Here is a 15,965-nt window from a genome sequence, read left to right as displayed (position 1 = left end):
CAAGCGCCGAGCCACTTGCGACTTAATCCCCTCCGTCCCCTTTTTGGGGGTCAGCTCAACAGCCGTGTGGCGTCGAGCAGGATCATCGGGCGCTGGCTGACGCGGGCCACGCCGCGGAACAGGTCGTTGGAAATCTGGCAGATGCGTGCGGTATCGGGAGGTTCGATCTGTGAATCGGTGAGGTTGGCGACATCTTCCACCGCCGACACGCGCAGGCCGATGGTCTCGCCGTCTTCTTCCAGCACCACGATGCGGGTCTGGGCGTCGTCCTCGGCGGCAGCCGCGCCCAGGTGCAGGCCCAGATCCATCACCGGAACCACCTGGCCGCGCAGGTTCATGATGCCCAGCATGGCGGCAGCGGTGCCGCGCAACGGCAGCAGCGGCACCGGCAGCACGACCTCCTGGACCTTCAGCAGTTCCAGCGCATAGGCCTGGGTGCCGCAGCGCAGGCGCAGCCAGCGCGAGGTGCGTTCACCGGCGCGACGGTTCTGCGGATGCGGGCTGCGGGCCGGTTGGTGGGCCTGCGCCTGCAGCTCCTGCCAGGTGCCGGGGCGGTTGCCTGCGGGTGCATCGACGGCGACGCGCGGCGGCGGCGTAGCGGCGCGTGCGGCCGGGGCCGGTGCAGGGCGTGCCGCCGGGGGGGCCACCGGCGCTGCGACCACGGCGGGCGGCGGCGCAGGCACGTCTTCGCCACCAGCGGCTGCCTCGAAGGCGGCCTGCAGGCCGGGGCTGTCGGTGTGGGCGAGACGATGGCTGTCCGCCGGGTCGGTCTCGTAGATCACTTCGTCCGGCAGATCGTCCCAGGTGGGTTCCGGGCCGGTGTTCGCAGCGGCCGCAGCGGGTGCCGGCGCGGTTTCGTGGATGACCTCGTCGGGCAGGTCATCCCAGGTCGGCTCGCGTTCGGTGGACGAGGCGCTGGCCGGCGCGGCGGCGGCCTCGAAGGCGGCCTCCAGTGCAGACTCATCCTCGGCCGGGGCCGCGACGACGGCATCCGTTTCGTAGACCACTTCAGCGGGCAGGTCGTCCCACGTGGGTTCGCGTTCGGCATCGATCACGCTGACGGGCGCGGACGCAGCATCGAAAGCGGCTTCCAGTGCGGCATTGTCCACGGCAGGGGCAGCGGCAACGCTCTCGGTTTCGGTTTCGTAGATCACCTCGGCCGGCAGGTCATCCCAGGTGGGTTCGCGTTCGGCGGCGGCTTCGGTGGCCGTGGCCGGGGCGGTGCTGATCGGCGCGGGGAGGGGAGCGGCGGCCGGGGCGATCGCCTCGCCCAGCAGTTCGTCCAGGTAGTCGTCGAGGATGCCGGTGCTGTTCATGCGGCCTGCTCCAGGGCGCGGGCATCCTCGCCGAGGATCCAGTTCAAGGCGCGCCGGTAGGCAGCCAGGCCACGCCCCGGGTAGTCTTCGCCGACGCTCGGCAGGGTCAGCCCGGCGGCGTTGCTGATGCGGGTGTCGATCGGAATCGCATCTTCCCAGACGCGGCTGCCATGGCGGTCCTGCATGGTGCGCAGCGACTCGTTGCCGGCGCGGGTGCGGCGGTCGAACAGGGTTGGCAGGATCGAGATCGGCAGCGGCCGGCGGCGCGAACGCTCGACCATCTCGCCGGTGCGGACCATGCCATCCAGGCCGTGCAGGGCCAGTGGCTCGGCCTGGGTCGGAATGATGAGACGGTCCGCTGCGGCCAGTGCGTTGATCATCAGCAGGCCGAGCGTCGGTGCGCAGTCCAGCAGGATGTAGTCGTGCTGGCCCTGGTGGCGCGCCAGCGCGTTCTGCAGGGCCAGGCCGAGGCCGGGTTGGTTGGCGCTACGGCGTTCCAGCGTGGCCAGCGCGGACTGCGCGCAGACGTAGTCCAGGCCCTGGATGTTGCTGGCATGGCACAGGCCGGACAGGTCCGCCGGCGGTGCGCCGAACAGCTCCAGCACGCCGGCCGGCGGCGGGTCCACCGGCACCCCGAAGGCGCGGCTGAGCGAAGCATGCGGATCGAGGTCGATCAGCAGCACGCGATGGCCGAGCGCGGCCAGGCCGCGGCCGAGGGCGAGGGTGGTGGTGGTCTTGCCGACTCCGCCCTTCTGGTTGGCGACTGCCCAGATGCGCATCGGATTACTCCTTCATTGCCGGGGGAACGGCGGCGCCGACGCGGCTGCCAGCCGGCACCGGTGGCAACGTCACCGGTGCGATGGGGGAGGTGGGTGCGCTGGCCGGCGTTGCGGCGGCCTGTTCGGTGACGGTGCTGCCGGTGGCGCCGGTGGCTGCGTTCAGGCGCTGGCCGAGCGGGTCCACCGAATGCGAGGTGTCGGCCAGGATGATGACCATCACCCGGCGGTTGCGGTTGCGGCCCTGTGCGCTGTCGTTCTCTTCGCGCGGGCGGAACTGGCCATAGCCGACCATCGCCAGCCGCGACGGCTGCACACCCTGGTCGGCGAACAGATGCACCACGCTGGCGGCGCGTCCGGCCGACAGCTCCCAGTTCGACGGGAAGGTGGCGGTGGCGATCGGCACGTTGTCGGTGTGGCCTTCCACGCGCACGCTGTTGGGCACGTCGCGCAGCACCTCGGCCAGGCTGGCCAGGGTCTGCCGCGCATGTACGTCCAGTGCGGCCGAGCCGGTGGGGAACAGGATGTCGCTGTTGATCTCGACCTCGATCCACAGTTCCGTGCGGCGCACGCTGATCATGCCGCGGTCGATCAGCGGCGCCAGTGCGGCGGTGAGGCGGTCGGCAATCGTGTTGAGCTGGCGCTCGGCACGGGCGATCTGCTCCTGGTTGTGCACCGACACCGGCATGCGCATCTGCGAGGCCATCGACGGCAGCAGCGTCGGGTCGTGCGAGGGCGCCGGCGCGGACGGTCCGATCTTGGTGCCGGACTTGATCACCGACGGGCTGTCCCAGCCGCCACCCTGCACCTGCTTGTTGCCCACCTGCACCGGATTGATCGTGCGCGGCGCGCCACCGAAGGCATCGGTGAGCGCGTCGGCCATGATCCGGTACTTGCCCTCGTTCACCGACGAGATCGCGTACATGACCACGAAGAAGGCGAGCAGCAGCGTCATCAGGTCGGCATAGGGGATCGCCCATGCTTCGTGGTTGGCGTGCTCTTCGTGGTGCTTGCGGCGGGCCATGTCAGTGCAGGAAGCCGGAGAGGTTGGTTTCGATGTTGCGCGGGTTCTCGCCCTGGGCGATCGAGATCAGACCTTCGATGACCATTTCGCGGTCGCGCGTGTTGTGCGAGATCACGCTCTTGAGCTTGGCGGCGATCGGCAGGAACAGCAGGTTGGCCGAGGCGATGCCGTAGATCGTGGCGGTGAACGCCGCAGCGATGCCGTGGCCGAGCTTGCTCGGGTCGGCCAGGTTCTTCATCACCGCGATCAGGCCCAGCACGGCGCCGATGATGCCGAGCGTCGGTGCGTAGATGCCCATCGCTTCGAACACCTTGGCGCCGGCCTGGTCCTGGTGTTCCTGGCTGCCCAGTTCGATTTCCAGCATGTGCCGCATCGATTCGGGCTCGACACCGTCCACCAGCAACTGCAGGCCCTTGCGCAGGAACGGGTCCTGCTGCGCTTCCACCTGCGATTCCAGGCCGAGCAGGCCCTGGCGGCGGGCGATGTTGCTCCACTCGACGATCTGCTGGATCAGTTCGCGGCGATCGCTGTGCGGCGGGCGCACGACCCAGCGCACGATCTTGAACGCATGCTTGAACACCGCCGGCGAGGTGTGCAGCAGGATCGCGGCAACGGTGCCGACGATGACGATCACGAACGCCGCAGGCGACCACAACGACGCCAGGCCGGCGCCCTTGAGGATGCTGCCACCGACCAGCGAGGCCAGGGCGAGAAAGAGTCCAATGAGGCTGAGTCTATCCATGGATCCGGTATCGGCTTGTATGAATGGGACTTGAGACACCGGTACGGGCTACTGGTGCGACTTCACGGTTTTACGGGTTCAGCAAGCGGGTCAGTCGTGCGGGCTGCGCAGGCCATCCACATCCAGGATCAGCGCCATGCGACCATCGCCGATCAAGGTTGCACCGGCGTAACCGCGCAGGCCGCGCAGGGCCTTCGGCAGTGGCTTGATGACCACTTCCTCGCGCCCACGGACCTGGTCCACGACCAGGCCGAAGCGCGCTTCGCCGGCCTGCAGCACCACGATGGTCAGCAGGGTCGATGCGGCCGGCGTCACATCCAGCCACTGCCGCAGATCGACCAGCGGCAGCGTGTGCGAACGGCGGTCGAGCACGGCACGGCCATCGAACCAGCCCAGCGAGGTGCGCGGCGCGTGCAGTACCTCCATCACGCGCGCCAGCGGCAGCGCATAGACGTCCTCGCCGGCCTGCACCAGCAGGGTCGGCAGGATCGCCAGGGTCAGCGGCACGCGGATCAGGAAGCGGCTGCCGCGGCCCAGCTCCGACTGGATCTGGATCTGCCCGCTGAGTTCGCGGATGCGCGACTGCACCACGTCCATGCCGACGCCGCGCCCGGAAATATCCGTGACCTGCTGCTTGGTCGAGAAGCCGGGCAGGAACACCAGGTGCAGGCACTCCTCGCTGCTCAGGCGGGCGGCGGCTTCCGGATCGATCAGGCCCTTCTCGCGTGCCTTCGCGCGCAGCTTTTCCGGATCGATGCCGGCGCCATCGTCCTGCACCTCGATGCTGACGTAGTCACCTTCCTGCTGCGCCGACAACCGCACATGGCCCATCCGCGGCTTGCCCTGCGCTTCGCGCAGGTCGGGCATTTCCACGCCATGGTCAATGGCGTTGCGGACCAGGTGCACCAGCGGGTCGGCCAGCGCTTCGACCAGGTTGCGGTCGAGCTCGGTCTCGGCGCCGATCAGCTCCAGGTCCACTTCCTTCTTCAGCGAGCGGGCGACGTCGCGGGCGACCTTGGGGAAGCGCGAGAATACCTTGCCCACCGGCTGCATGCGGGTGCGCATCACCGCCGACTGCAGGCGCGCGGTGGCGATGTCCAGGGTGGACACGGCGCGGTCCAGCTCCTCGTCGCGCAGGCGCGCACGCAGGGTCTTGAGCCGGTTGCGCGACAGCACCAGTTCGCCGATCAGGTTGACGATCGCATCCAGGCGCTTGGTGTCCACGCGCACGGTGTGTTCGGCTTCGGCCAGCGGCTTGGCGGCCGGCTTGGCCACCGGTGCCGGTGCGGCGGCCGGGCGCGGGGCGGCGATCGGTGCCGGCGCCACCGCAGCCGCGGGCCTGGCGCCGGGTGCGGCGCCACCGTGCAGCTGGTCGAGCAGGGCTTCGAACTCATCTTCGCTGATCAGGCCGTCGTCGGCCTTCTTTGCCGGCGCCACCGCAGTCGGTGCGTTGCCACCGTGCAGCTGGTCGAGCAGCGCCTCGAACTCGTCGTCGGTGATCAGGTCGCCGGCACCGGCCGCCGGTGCGGCGGCAGCGGCGGCAGGTGCTGCTGCACCGCCATGCACGTCGAACTGGGCGATCAGGTCCGGCGGTGCATAGCCCGGCTCGGTGCCGGAAGACACGGCATCGAGCATCGACTGCAGGTAGTCCAGCGATTGCTGGGCGGCGTCGAAGTGATGGGCCTGCAGCACGGCCTGGCCGGCACGTGCAGCGCCCAGTGCCTCTTCAGCGGCGTGGCACAGCTCGACCATGGCGGTGACACCGAGGAAACCCGCGCCGCCCTTGAGCGTGTGGTAGCCCCGGAACACCGCGTTGAGCTGTTCGGTGTCCTGCGGTGCCTGCTCCAGCGACACCAGCTGTTCGCCGAGGCGATCCAGGATTTCCTGTGCCTCGATGATGAAATCGGCAGTGATGTCGTCGGATACCGCGCTCATGCTTACAGCCCCAGATCCGACAACAGGTCGTCGGCGTCGTTCTGCGAGACCGCGTGGCGGTCCAGTCCCTTCAGTGCCGGCCCGGCCAGTTCCGGGTCGGTGCGATGCTGTTCCGGCGGCAGGCCGAGCGCGCCGAAGCCTTCATGCACGCGGCGGACGATGCCGACCACGCGACGGATGATCTGCCCGGTCAGGTCCTGGTAGCTCTGGGTCAGGGCGATCTCGGTCAGGTTGTGGCGGATGCGCTCGAGCTGCGCGTCCTGGCCTGGCTGCAGGCCTTCGGCGCGCAGCTGCTCGGTCAGGCTGCGGCATTCCTCGGCCAGGTCCAGGGTGCGGTGGGTGGCCTGTTCGGTCATCGCCACCACGTGGTCCAGGCGTGCGCACGCATCGTCCAGTTCGCCGGCCTCGCTGGGCACGGTCGGCAGTTCGCCCAGGGCCTGCCCCAGCTCTCGGGCCAGCCGCGAGAGGCCGCTCATCATCGGCTGCGTGCGCAGCGCGACCAGTCCGTCGATGCGTTGCCGCCAGGCGGCTTCGTCACCGGACTCCAGGGCATCCAGGGCTTCCTGCAGGCGCAGGGCGAGGGCGTTCTTGTCGACCGTGGTATCCATCAGGCGCTGGCCGCCAGGCGTTCGAAGATCTTGCCCAGCTTCTCTTCCAGCGTCTGCGCGGTGAACGGCTTGATGATGTAGCCGTTCACGCCGTTCTGGGCCGCTTCGATGATCTGCTCGCGCTTGGCTTCGGCGGTGACCATCAGCACCGGCAGGGTCTTCAGCTTGGCGTCGGCACGGATCGCCTTGAGCAGTTCGATGCCGGTCATCACCGGCATGTTCCAGTCGGTGACGACGAAATCGAAGGGCTGGCTCTGCAGCAGCGACAGCGCGGCATGCCCGTCCTCGGCTTCGGCGGTGTTGGTGAAGCCCAGATCGCCCAGCAGGTTCTTGACGATTCGACGCATGGTCGAGAAGTCGTCGACGATGAGGATGCGCATGTTCTTGTTCAAAGCAGAGTTCCTTTGTTGTTCATTCCGGGCGGCCGGGGGCAGTCGCCTCGGGGATGTTCATTCTTCCAGGCCGGCGTCGACGGCCTCGAAAATCTTCAGGCGGCCGCGCAGGCGCAGCACGGCCTGGCCATGGATCTGGCAGACCCGCGACTCGCTCACGCCGAGCACCGCGCCGATCTCCTTCAGGTTCAGCTCCTGCTCGTAGTACAGCGAGAGCACCAGCTGTTCGCGCTCGGGCAGGTGGCCGATGGCCTTGCCCAGCTCACGGCCGAACTCGCCGCGCTCCAGCACCTGTTGTGGAGTCGGGCCGCCCTGGGCGACGGTATCCAGTTCGCCCTGGTCTTCGATGCGCGACTCCAGGCTCAGCACCTGGCCACGTGCGGCGTCTTCCATCAGGCGCAGGTATTCCGGCAGCGGCATCTCCATCGCGGCGGCCACTTCGGTGGCGCTGGCGGCACGGCCCGTGCTCTGTTCCAGGCGGCGGATGGTGGCGGCGGCGTCGCGTGCACGGCGGTGCACCGAGCGCGGCACCCAGTCGCCACGGCGGATCTCGTCGATCATCGAGCCGCGGATGCGGATCGAGGCATAGGTCTCGAACGAGGCGCCCTGGTCGGCGTCGTAGCTGCGCGAGGCTTCGATCAGGCCCATCATGCCGGCCTGGATCAGATCATCGACTTCGACGCTGGCCGGCAGGCGCGCGGCCAGGTGGTGGGCGATGCGTCGCACCAGGTCCGAATGCTGGGCGATGACCTCGTTGGCCGCCGAGCGCTGGACTTCCCTGTACTGGTGGGCTGCGCCTTTCATGCGGCCACCCCACGCTGCTTGAGGATGCGTTCGAGGAAGAACTCGACGCCACCGCGCGGTTCGGTCGGTGCCTGCCAGCGCGCGGTGCGGCGTGCGATCTCGGTGATCGCCAGCGCCGACGGGCTGGACGGATAGGCCTTCACCACCGGCTGCTGGCGCTGCACCGACAGGCGCAGCCAGTCATCCTGCGGCACGCAGCCCAGGTAGTTCAGCGAGACATCGGCGAGGAACTTCTCGCAGACGCGGGTCAGCTTCTCGTACAGCACGCGGCCCTCGTTCGGGTCGCGCACCATGTTGGCCACCACCTGGATGCGGTCCACGCCGCGCTCGCGCGACAGCACCTTGATCAGTGCGTAGGCGTCGGTGATCGAGGCTGGTTCGTCACAGACCACCACCACGGTGTCCTGCGCGGCCTGGCAGAAGGTCAGCACGCCGTCGGTGATGCCGGCGGCGGTATCGACCACCATGATGTCCAGCTCGCGTTCCAGTTCGGAGAACACGTTGACCAGGCCGACATGCTCGGCCGGGGCAAGCTCGGCCATGTGCCGGCGGCCGGAAGCGGCCGGGACCACCAGCACGCCGTTCGGGCCTTCGACGATGACGTCGTCCAGCGAGCAGCGGCCGGCCACCAGGTCGGCCAGCGTAAAGGTGGGGTTCAAGCCCAGGATCACGTCGATGTTGGCCAGGCCCAGGTCGGCGTCCAGCAGCAGCGTGCGCTTGCCCATGCCGGCCAGCGCCACCGCCAGGTTGGCGGACACATTCGTCTTGCCCACGCCGCCCTTGCCGCCGGTCACCGCGATGGTGCGCACAGGGCCGAGCGGCTCGCTGCGGGTGGCCGACAGCGGGAAGGTCTTGGTCAGCTTGGCGTACTCACGCGACGGCATGGTTCAACTCCGGGTTGCAGGGCATATCGGCCGCTCGGCGCAAATCTTCAAGGCGAAGTACAAGATTGGCTGCACTGGCCCGGTGCAGGTCCTCCGGGACGTCCTGGCCATCGGTCACCCAGGTGATCGGCAGGGCGTGGTCCACGGCCACCGACAGGGCGTTGCCGAAGCGGCCGGTCTCGTCCAGCTTGCTCAGCACCAGGCCCTGCAGGTTGGCCGCACCGAAGCGGCGCACCACCTCGTCCATGTCGCCGAAGCTGGTGTTGGCCGGCAGCACCAGCAGGGTGCGCACCTGGCGCGCGGCGCGCAGCCACTGCAGCTGGGCGGCCAGGGCACGGTCGCGCGGGCCCAGGCCGGCGGTATCGATCAGCACCAGCTTGTAGTCCTTCAAGCGTTCCAGCAGCTGGTCCAGGTCGGTGCCGCTGTTGGCCTCGTGCACGGCGATGCCGAGCTGGCGGCCGTAGCCATACAGCTGTTCACGGGCGCCGATGCGGGTGGTGTCGGTGGTGACCAGGGCGACGTCACGCGGGGCGTGCTTCTCGGCGAAGCGCGAGGCCAGCTTGGCGATGGTGGTGGTCTTGCCGGCGCCGGTCGGGCCGACCAGCGCGATCACGCCGCCTTCCTCCAGCGGGTCGACCGGGGCGATCGGCAGCTTGCGCGAGATCAGCCCCAGCATCAGGCCGCGGCCACGATGGGCTTCGGTTTCCAGCGGGATCTGCATGGCCACGTCGCGGGCCAGCCCGGCGTCGAAACCGTACTCGTCCATCAGGTCCAGCGCGGTGGCGCGCACCGGGCTGCCACGCAGGCGCTCGTCGGTGAAGCGGTTCATCTCGCGCTCGATCACCTGGCGCATGCCGGCCACTTCCTGGCGCAGCTGGCGGATCTCGGCGTCGTCCTGGGCAACCACGGTCAGCGTCGGTGCCGGGGCCAGCATGGGGGCCGGGCTGGCTTCGATAGCGGCTTCGACCGCTGCCGGTTCGCTGGCGGCGATCCCGGGCTGCGCGTCGATCACGGCAGCGGTCGGCAGCGGCGGCGGCTGCACGGCCGGGGCCACGCTTTCGTGATGCGCCTCGTGCGGCGGGTCGATCTGGAAGCGCGCGCGGTTGGCCGGCACGGTGGCGGCCGGTGCAACGATGGCCTCGGCGAACGGGGCGAAGATCTGGTCCGGCGGTGCCGGTTCGTTGACGGCGGCGCGGGCCAGGGTGGCGGCGAAGCCGGTGCTGCCCCGGGTCGGCACGATCTCGTCGGCGCTGTCCAGGGTGCGGCCGGTGGCACCGACGGCGGCGCGGGCGAGGGCGGCCACTGCCGAGGTGGTGGCCGCGACCGGTTCCGGCGCCGGGGTGCTGCTGCGGCGGCGGGTGACGGCGGCGATCACCGCGTCGGCGGCGGTGCGCGGCTTGGGTGCCGGCGGCGGTGCGACGTCACGGCGCGAGGCTTCCAGTGCACGCTGCACGGCGCTCTCGTCGTAGTTGGCGGCGGCGACGATCTCGATGCCTTCCTCGATCCGGCGGTTGGACAGGATCACGGCGTCAGGACCATGTTCCTTGCGCACCAGGTTCATGGCCGAGCGCATGTCGGCGGCGACGAATCGTTTGATTTTCATGCTGTGGTCACGGGGCGAAGACGGCGGGGTGGCGGTCGGAGAACTCGGGTGGTCGGTGGTCTGCACGGTGCGGGTTCCCCTTGGTATCTGTCTGTTGCGTTGGTTCGAAAGTGGTGTCTGTTTTCTGGCGCATCGCAGGGCGGCGTCAGCTGATCGTTCCGACCAGCTTCAGGCGCTTGTCCTCCGGCACCTCGCTGTAGGCCAGGACCGACAGCGACGGAACGCTGTGGCGGACCAGGCGGGCCAGCGCGGCGCGCACCGGGCCAGGTACCAGCACGACCGCGGGCTCGTTGCGGGCTTCCTGCTTGCTGACACATTCGGCCAGGCTCTGGTGCAGTCGCTCAGCGAGTCCGGGTTCCAGCGCGGCGCCGTTGCCCTGCGTGGACTCCTGCAAGACACGTTCCAATTGCGGGTTGAGGGTGAATACCGGCAGCTCCGCCGACATTCCGGCGATCTCCTGCACGATGAAGCGGCCCAGTGCGGTGCGAACAGCGGCGGTCAGCACGGCCGGGTCCTGGCTGCTGGGCGCATGTTCGACCAGTGCCTCGGCGATCTTGCGCAGCTGGCGGATCGGAATGCGCTCGACCAGCAGGTTCTGCAGCACGCGCACCACCGCCGACAGCGGCAACGCCTTCGGCGTCAGATCTTCGACGAGCTTGGGCGCGCTCTTGGCAAGGTTGGCCAGCAGGTGCTGCACTTCTTCGTGGCCGAGCAGTTCCGGCGCGTGCTCACGGATCAGGTGCGACAGATGGGTGGCGACCACGGTGGCCGGATCGACCACGGTGTAGCCCAGCGTTTCGGCCTGGGCGCGCTGGTGCGGCTGGATCCAGGTGGCGTCCAGGCCGAACGCGGGGTCCTTGCCGGCGATGCCTTCCAGCGCGCCGAGCGCGCTGCCCGGGTCCAGCGCCAGCTCGCGGTCGGGGTGGATCTCGGCGGTGGCCACCGGCACGCCGTGCACCAGCACGCGGTAGCCGTTGGCCGGCAGTTCCAGGTTGTCGCGGATGTGCACCGACGGGATCAGGAAGCCGACATCCTGGGTCAGCTTGCGGCGCACGCCCTTGATGCGCGCCATCAGTTCGCCGCCCTGGTTGCTGTCCACCAGCGGGATCAGCCGGTAGCCGACCTCCAGGCCCAGCGGATCGACCGGGCGCAGTTCGTCCCAGCTCAGTTCGGCAGTCGGTGCCGGTGCGGCCGGGCGGCCGAGTGCGTTGAGTGCGGCGGCATCGGTGCCACCGCCTGCCGCATCGGCAGCCGGCGCCTTGCCCTTGCGGTACAGCTTCCAGGCGATGAAGCCGAGGATCGCGGCCAGCGTCAGGAAAGCGACGTTGGGCATGCCCGGCACCAGGCCGACCACGCCGATGATGCCGGCGGTGATCGCCAGCGCACGGTACTGGCCGAACACCTGGCCGGTCATGGCCTGGGCCATGTCCTGCGAGCGCGAGGCGCGGGTAACCAGCATGGCCACGGCGCTGGAGACCAGCAGGGCCGGCAGCTGCGCTACCAGGCCGTCACCGATCGACAGCAGGGTGTAGGTGGCGGCGGCTTCGCCGAACGGCATGCCATGCTGCAGCACGCCCACGGCCAGGCCGCCGAGCATGTTGATGAACAGGATCAGGATGCCGGCAATGGCATCGCCGCGGATGAACTTGCTGGCGCCGTCCATCGCACCGTAGAAGTCGGCTTCCTCACGCACTTCCTCGCGGCGCAGCTTGGCTTCTTCACGCGTCAGCAAACCGGCGTTGAGGTCGGCGTCGATCGCCATCTGCTTGCCGGGCATCGCGTCCAGGATGAAGCGCGCGGTCACTTCCGAAACGCGGCCGGCACCCTTGGTAATGACCACGAAATTGATGATGGTCAGGATCGCGAACACCACGATGCCGACCGCGTAGTTGCCGCCGATCACGAATTCGCCGAAGGCGGCGATGACCTTGCCCGCGGCATCGTGGCCGTTCTGGCCGTTCAGCAGGATCACGCGGGTGGAGGCCACGTTCAGCGCCAGCCGCAGCATGGTGGTGATCAGCAGCACGATCGGGAAGATGGTGAAGTCCAGCGGGCGCTTCACGTAGACCACCGCCAGCAGCACCATCAGCGAGATGGCGATGTTGAAGGTGAACAGCGCATCGAGCACCGGCGCGGCCAGCGGCACCACGACCATGGCCAGCAGGGCCAGCACGATCAGCGGCGCGCCAAGGCCCTGGCGGATCATTTCCAGGGCGCGGCGGGTGTTGAAACCGGCGGAGGGCTGGGCGCTCACGGGCGGCCTCCCTTGCCGAATTCATCCACCTGGATGTGCGGGGCGTCCGGCATCGGGCCAGTGCGCCAGGCGCGCAGCTGGTAGACGTAGGACAGGACCTGGGCGACGGCCGAATACAGTCTCACGGGGATTTCCTTTCCGAGTTGGCCTTCCCGATACAAGGCGCGTGCCAAAGGCGGGGCGGAGACGATCGCCACCTTGTTGCCGTCGGCCACTTCACGGATGCGCAGGGCGGTTTCGTCCACGCCCAGCGCGACCACGGTGGGGGCGTTCATGGCGCCGCCCTCGTACTTCAGGGCCACCGCGTAGTGGGTGGGGTTGACCACCACCACGTCGGCAGTGGGCACCGCCTCCATCATCCGGCGGTTGGCCATCTGCTGCTGCAGCTGGCGGATGCGGCCCTTCACCTCGGGGCTGCCCTCGCTTTCCTTCATTTCCCGGCGCAGTTCCTCGCGGGTCATCTTCAGCTTGCGCATCCAGTTCCAGCGCTGGTACGGCGCATCGATGGCGGCCAGCACCAGCATCGCGCCGGCGGTCGCCAGCAGCAGGCGCAGGGTGAAGCCAAGGCCATCGGTGATGGCGGTTTCCAGCGGGTGGTGGATCAGCCCGCGCAGGGTGTCGAAGCCGGTCCAGACCACCAGCCCGGCGGCGACGCCGACGAAGGCCACGCGCAGCAGCGATTTGGTGAATTCGGCAATCGCCTCCGGGCCATACAGGCGCTTGAGCCCGCTCATCGGGTTCATGCGGTTGATGTCGGGCAGCAACGCCTTCTGCGACCAGCGCAGGCCGCCCATCACCAGCGGGGCGACGAAGCTGGCCAGCAGGCAGACCAGCACCAGCGGTGCGATCACCAGCATGAACTGCAGCAGCAGGTCGCCGAAGTGGCCGAACAGTTCCTTCGGGTTCTGCCGCAGGCTCTGTTCGGGGCTGAGCGCGTGCTTCATCCAGGCCGTGGCGCCACGGCCGATCGAGCCGCTCATGGCCATCACCGCCAGCACGCCGGCGCCGAACACGGCGGCGGTGCCAAGTTCGCGCGAGCGCGGCAGGTTGCCCTGTTCACGGGCATCGCGCAGGCGTTTTTCGGTCGGTTGTTCGGTCTTTTCGCCGGCGGATTCGTTCTCGGACATCACGGGCACTGCGGCAGGGGTTGCCGGGGTGCGTGCAAGAACCGTTCCACGCCTGGCGTGGATCTACCGACGGCCCGTTCTGTAGAGCCGAGCCCACGCTCGGCTACGGTTGGGGCCAGGCGCGAAGCACAGCCGGGCATGAGCTCGGCTCTACAGGAGAGTGCCGCAGGAATCGTTCCGTGATGGCGGGCGCGCGTGGCCCGGTGTCAGCCGGGCGGGTATTGCGGCGGTGGGCTCTGCGCCAGTTCCACCCGCGGCCGGGGCAGGTCGTGCAGCTGCATGAAGCGCGCCGCATCCACCGGGCGGCCCAGCAGGTATCCCTGCAGGAAGTCGCAGCCCAGGCGCTCCAGGTAGGCACGCTGCGCGGCGGTCTCCACGCCCTCGGCGACGATGTCCATGTCCAGCGCATGGCCCAGCGCCACGATCGCCGAGACGATCACCACGTCTTCGGCACTGTGTTCCAGGTCGCGCACGAACGCATGGTCGATCTTGATCTCGGTGGCCGGCAGCCGCTTCAGGTACAGCAGGCTGGAATAGCCGGTTCCGAAATCATCGATGGAGATGCCCACGCCCAGCGCCGACAGCGCCTGCAGCAGGCGAAGACTGGTATCGGTATCGCGCATGACGGTGCTTTCGGTGATCTCCAGCACCAGGTGGCGCGGGGCAATGCCATGGCGCTCGATCACCTCGCGCACATCCTGCAGCAGGTGCGGCGAACTGAACTGCACCGGCGACAGGTTCACCGACATCGACCAGCTTTCATGCCCGGCGTCGTGCCAGCGCCGCAGCTGCTGGCAGGCCTGGTCCAGCGCCCAGCGCCCGATCTCGTTGATCGCACCGCTGCGCTCGGCCAGGCGGATGAAGCGGTCGGGGGGAATCAGGCCGTGTTCCGGATGGCGCCAGCGGATCAGCGCTTCGGCGCCGGCCACCTTCTGCGTGGCCACGCGGATCTTCGGCTGATAGTGCAGGAACAGCTGCTCGCTGCCGATGGCGCGGCGCAGGTCGGCCAGCAGCCGGAACTGCTGCTCGGCACTGTCGTTCATCCAGTCGGCGAACAGCACGAAGGCGTTGCGACCGGACTCCTTGGCCTGGTACATCGCCGCGTCGGCGAAGGCCATCAACTGGCGCTCGCTGGCGGCATGGTCCGGGCAGATCGCCACGCCGATGCTGGCGGTCACCTGCAGTTCGTTGTCCGGCAGCAACGGGCCGCTGCCCACCGCCTGCAGGATGCGCCGGGCCAGGGTCGGCAGGTCCTCGTCGTGCTCGATGCGCACCACCAGCACGAACTCGTCGCCGCCCAGCCGTGCCAGCATATCGTGCGGGCGCAGCAGCTGGCGGGTGCGTTCGGCCACCGCCACCAGCAGCGCATCACCGGCCTGATGGCCATAGGCATCATTGACCTGCTTGAAGCCGTCCAGGTCCATGAACATCACCGCGAAGCGGTTGCCGCCCTGTTCGGCCTCGGCCAGTGCCTGCACGATGCGCCGCTGCAGCAGCAGGCGGTTGGGCAGGCGGGTGAGAGGATCGTGCAGCGCGGCCTGGGTCAGTTCCTGCTGCGCGTCGGTCAACGAGGTGCTCAGCATCGAATTGCGCAGCCGCAGCAGTTGCGCTTCCACGCGCTGGTCCAGCCATGAGACCACCAGCACCACGGCCAGGATCGCCACGGTCAGCACTACCACCAGCATCGCCAGCCACTCGTTCTGCAGGCCATCGCCGACCGCCGCGCCGCAGACGCTGCCTTCCGGGAAGCGCGCAGCGGCCATGCCGGTGTAATGCATGCCGACGATGGCCAGGCCGAGCAGGCCCGCCGCCGCCAGTCGATCACCGATGCGGGTGCGCTGGGCGCGCAGCCGGAACGCCACGTACAGCGCGGTCCAGGAGGCAGCCACCGCCACCATCAGCGAGAACAGCAGCCAACCCGGGTCGTAGTCGATGCCCGGCTGCATGCGCATTGCAGCCATGCCAACGTAATGCATGCCGGCGATGCCGGTGCCCATCAGCAGGGCGCCGACCGCCAATCGCGGGTGGGGCAGGGTGCGCAGCGAGACCAGCCACAGCGCGAACACCGATGAGGCGATGGCAAGCGCAAGCGAGAGCAGGGTGATGGGAAGGTCGTAGCCCAATGGAATGGGCAGGTCGAAAGCCAGCATGCCGATGAAATGCATCGACCAGATGCCCAGGCCCATGGCGAAGCCGCCGCCCAGCCGCCACCACCAGGCCGCGCCCCTGCCCGGGGCGGTCACCGTGCGCCCGGCCATCGCCAGCGCGGTGTATGAAGCCATCACGGCGACCAGCAGCGAGATCGCCACCAGCCACGGGTTGTACGTGCCTACCAGCATTCGTCAGTCTCCCGGACCTGCCTGTCGACGGAAACCACGGTGGGGCATGCATGAGGCAGGCCGACGCACGACGCCGGCCATGTGCGGCATCCCCCCGGTTGCCGCGCATTCACTCTAACGCGCAGACCGGGGGGGACTTCAAGCGGCAATACGTGAAATTG

Annotated in this window: 12 protein-coding genes and 1 pseudogene; all 13 read right to left on the bottom strand. The window is 68.8% G+C overall.

Translation table 11 applies throughout. From position 1 onward, the window contains the following. Positions 1-50 precede the first annotated feature (50 nt). The 13 genes and pseudogenes from E5790_RS21575 to E5790_RS21515 all read right to left on the bottom strand — a co-directional run bounded on the left by E5790_RS21575 (position 51) and on the right by E5790_RS21515 (position 15,804). A complete protein-coding gene (locus E5790_RS21575; protein WP_111206881.1) occupies positions 51-1,316 on the bottom strand; it encodes a chemotaxis protein CheW in 1,266 nt (421 codons plus the stop codon). Continuing rightward, on the bottom strand, positions 1,313-2,095 hold the full coding sequence (locus tag E5790_RS21570) for a ParA family protein (RefSeq protein ID WP_014647028.1): 783 nt from the start codon (positions 2,093-2,095) through the stop codon (positions 1,313-1,315). The genes E5790_RS21575 and E5790_RS21570 overlap by 4 nt, the downstream gene beginning before the upstream one ends. A gap of 175 nt (positions 2,096-2,270) precedes the next feature. Beyond that, a pseudogene (motD, locus tag E5790_RS21565) lies at positions 2,271-3,116 on the bottom strand (flagellar motor protein MotD); the annotation flags it as partial. A gap of 1 nt (position 3,117) precedes the next feature. Continuing rightward, positions 3,118-3,858: a flagellar motor protein gene (locus tag E5790_RS21560; protein WP_005409527.1), complete on the bottom strand. Its 741-nt coding sequence runs from the start codon at positions 3,856-3,858 to the stop codon at positions 3,118-3,120. A 90-nt stretch (positions 3,859-3,948) separates the two neighbouring features. Further along, the gene (locus E5790_RS21555) at positions 3,949-5,793 is read right to left on the bottom strand and encodes a chemotaxis protein CheA (RefSeq protein WP_069116912.1); all 1,845 of its coding nucleotides are present in this window, start codon (positions 5,791-5,793) and stop codon (positions 3,949-3,951) included. Between the two features lie 2 nt (positions 5,794-5,795). Beyond that, complete coding sequence (locus E5790_RS21550) at positions 5,796-6,401, bottom strand: protein phosphatase CheZ (RefSeq protein WP_006442968.1); 606 nt, start codon at positions 6,399-6,401, stop codon at positions 5,796-5,798. Beyond that, positions 6,401-6,793 (bottom strand): chemotaxis response regulator CheY, encoded by a 393-nt coding sequence (cheY, locus tag E5790_RS21545; protein WP_005413247.1) that lies wholly within the window; start codon positions 6,791-6,793, stop codon positions 6,401-6,403. The genes E5790_RS21550 and cheY overlap by 1 nt, the downstream gene beginning before the upstream one ends. A 57-nt stretch (positions 6,794-6,850) precedes the next feature. Beyond that, positions 6,851-7,597 (bottom strand): RNA polymerase sigma factor FliA, encoded by a 747-nt coding sequence (locus E5790_RS21540; protein WP_014647032.1) that lies wholly within the window; start codon positions 7,595-7,597, stop codon positions 6,851-6,853. Then, positions 7,594-8,481, bottom strand: a complete 888-nt coding sequence (locus E5790_RS21535; protein WP_005416424.1) for a P-loop NTPase — start codon at positions 8,479-8,481, stop codon at positions 7,594-7,596. The genes E5790_RS21540 and E5790_RS21535 overlap by 4 nt, the downstream gene beginning before the upstream one ends. Beyond that, positions 8,468-10,084 (bottom strand): flagellar biosynthesis protein FlhF, encoded by a 1,617-nt coding sequence (gene flhF, locus E5790_RS21530; protein WP_069116910.1) that lies wholly within the window; start codon positions 10,082-10,084, stop codon positions 8,468-8,470. Before flhF ends, E5790_RS21535 begins: the two co-directional genes overlap by 14 nt. A 145-nt stretch (positions 10,085-10,229) precedes the next feature. After that, complete coding sequence (gene flhA, locus E5790_RS21525; protein ID WP_153643679.1) at positions 10,230-12,290, bottom strand: flagellar biosynthesis protein FlhA; 2,061 nt, start codon at positions 12,288-12,290, stop codon at positions 10,230-10,232. Positions 12,291-12,334: 44 nt separating this feature from the next. Further along, on the bottom strand, positions 12,335-13,465 hold the full coding sequence (gene flhB, locus E5790_RS21520; RefSeq protein WP_014037101.1) for a flagellar biosynthesis protein FlhB: 1,131 nt from the start codon (positions 13,463-13,465) through the stop codon (positions 12,335-12,337). Between the two features lie 206 nt (positions 13,466-13,671). Further along, positions 13,672-15,804, bottom strand: a complete 2,133-nt coding sequence (locus tag E5790_RS21515) for a bifunctional diguanylate cyclase/phosphodiesterase (protein WP_111206880.1) — start codon at positions 15,802-15,804, stop codon at positions 13,672-13,674. Between the last annotated feature and the right edge of the window lie 161 nt (positions 15,805-15,965).

The organism is Stenotrophomonas sp. PAMC25021 (genome assembly GCF_004795795.1).
Lineage (GTDB): Bacteria > Pseudomonadota > Gammaproteobacteria > Xanthomonadales > Xanthomonadaceae > Stenotrophomonas > Stenotrophomonas muris.
Note: the sequence above shows the minus strand (reverse complement) of the source record. Positions and strands in the feature narration are given on the sequence as shown.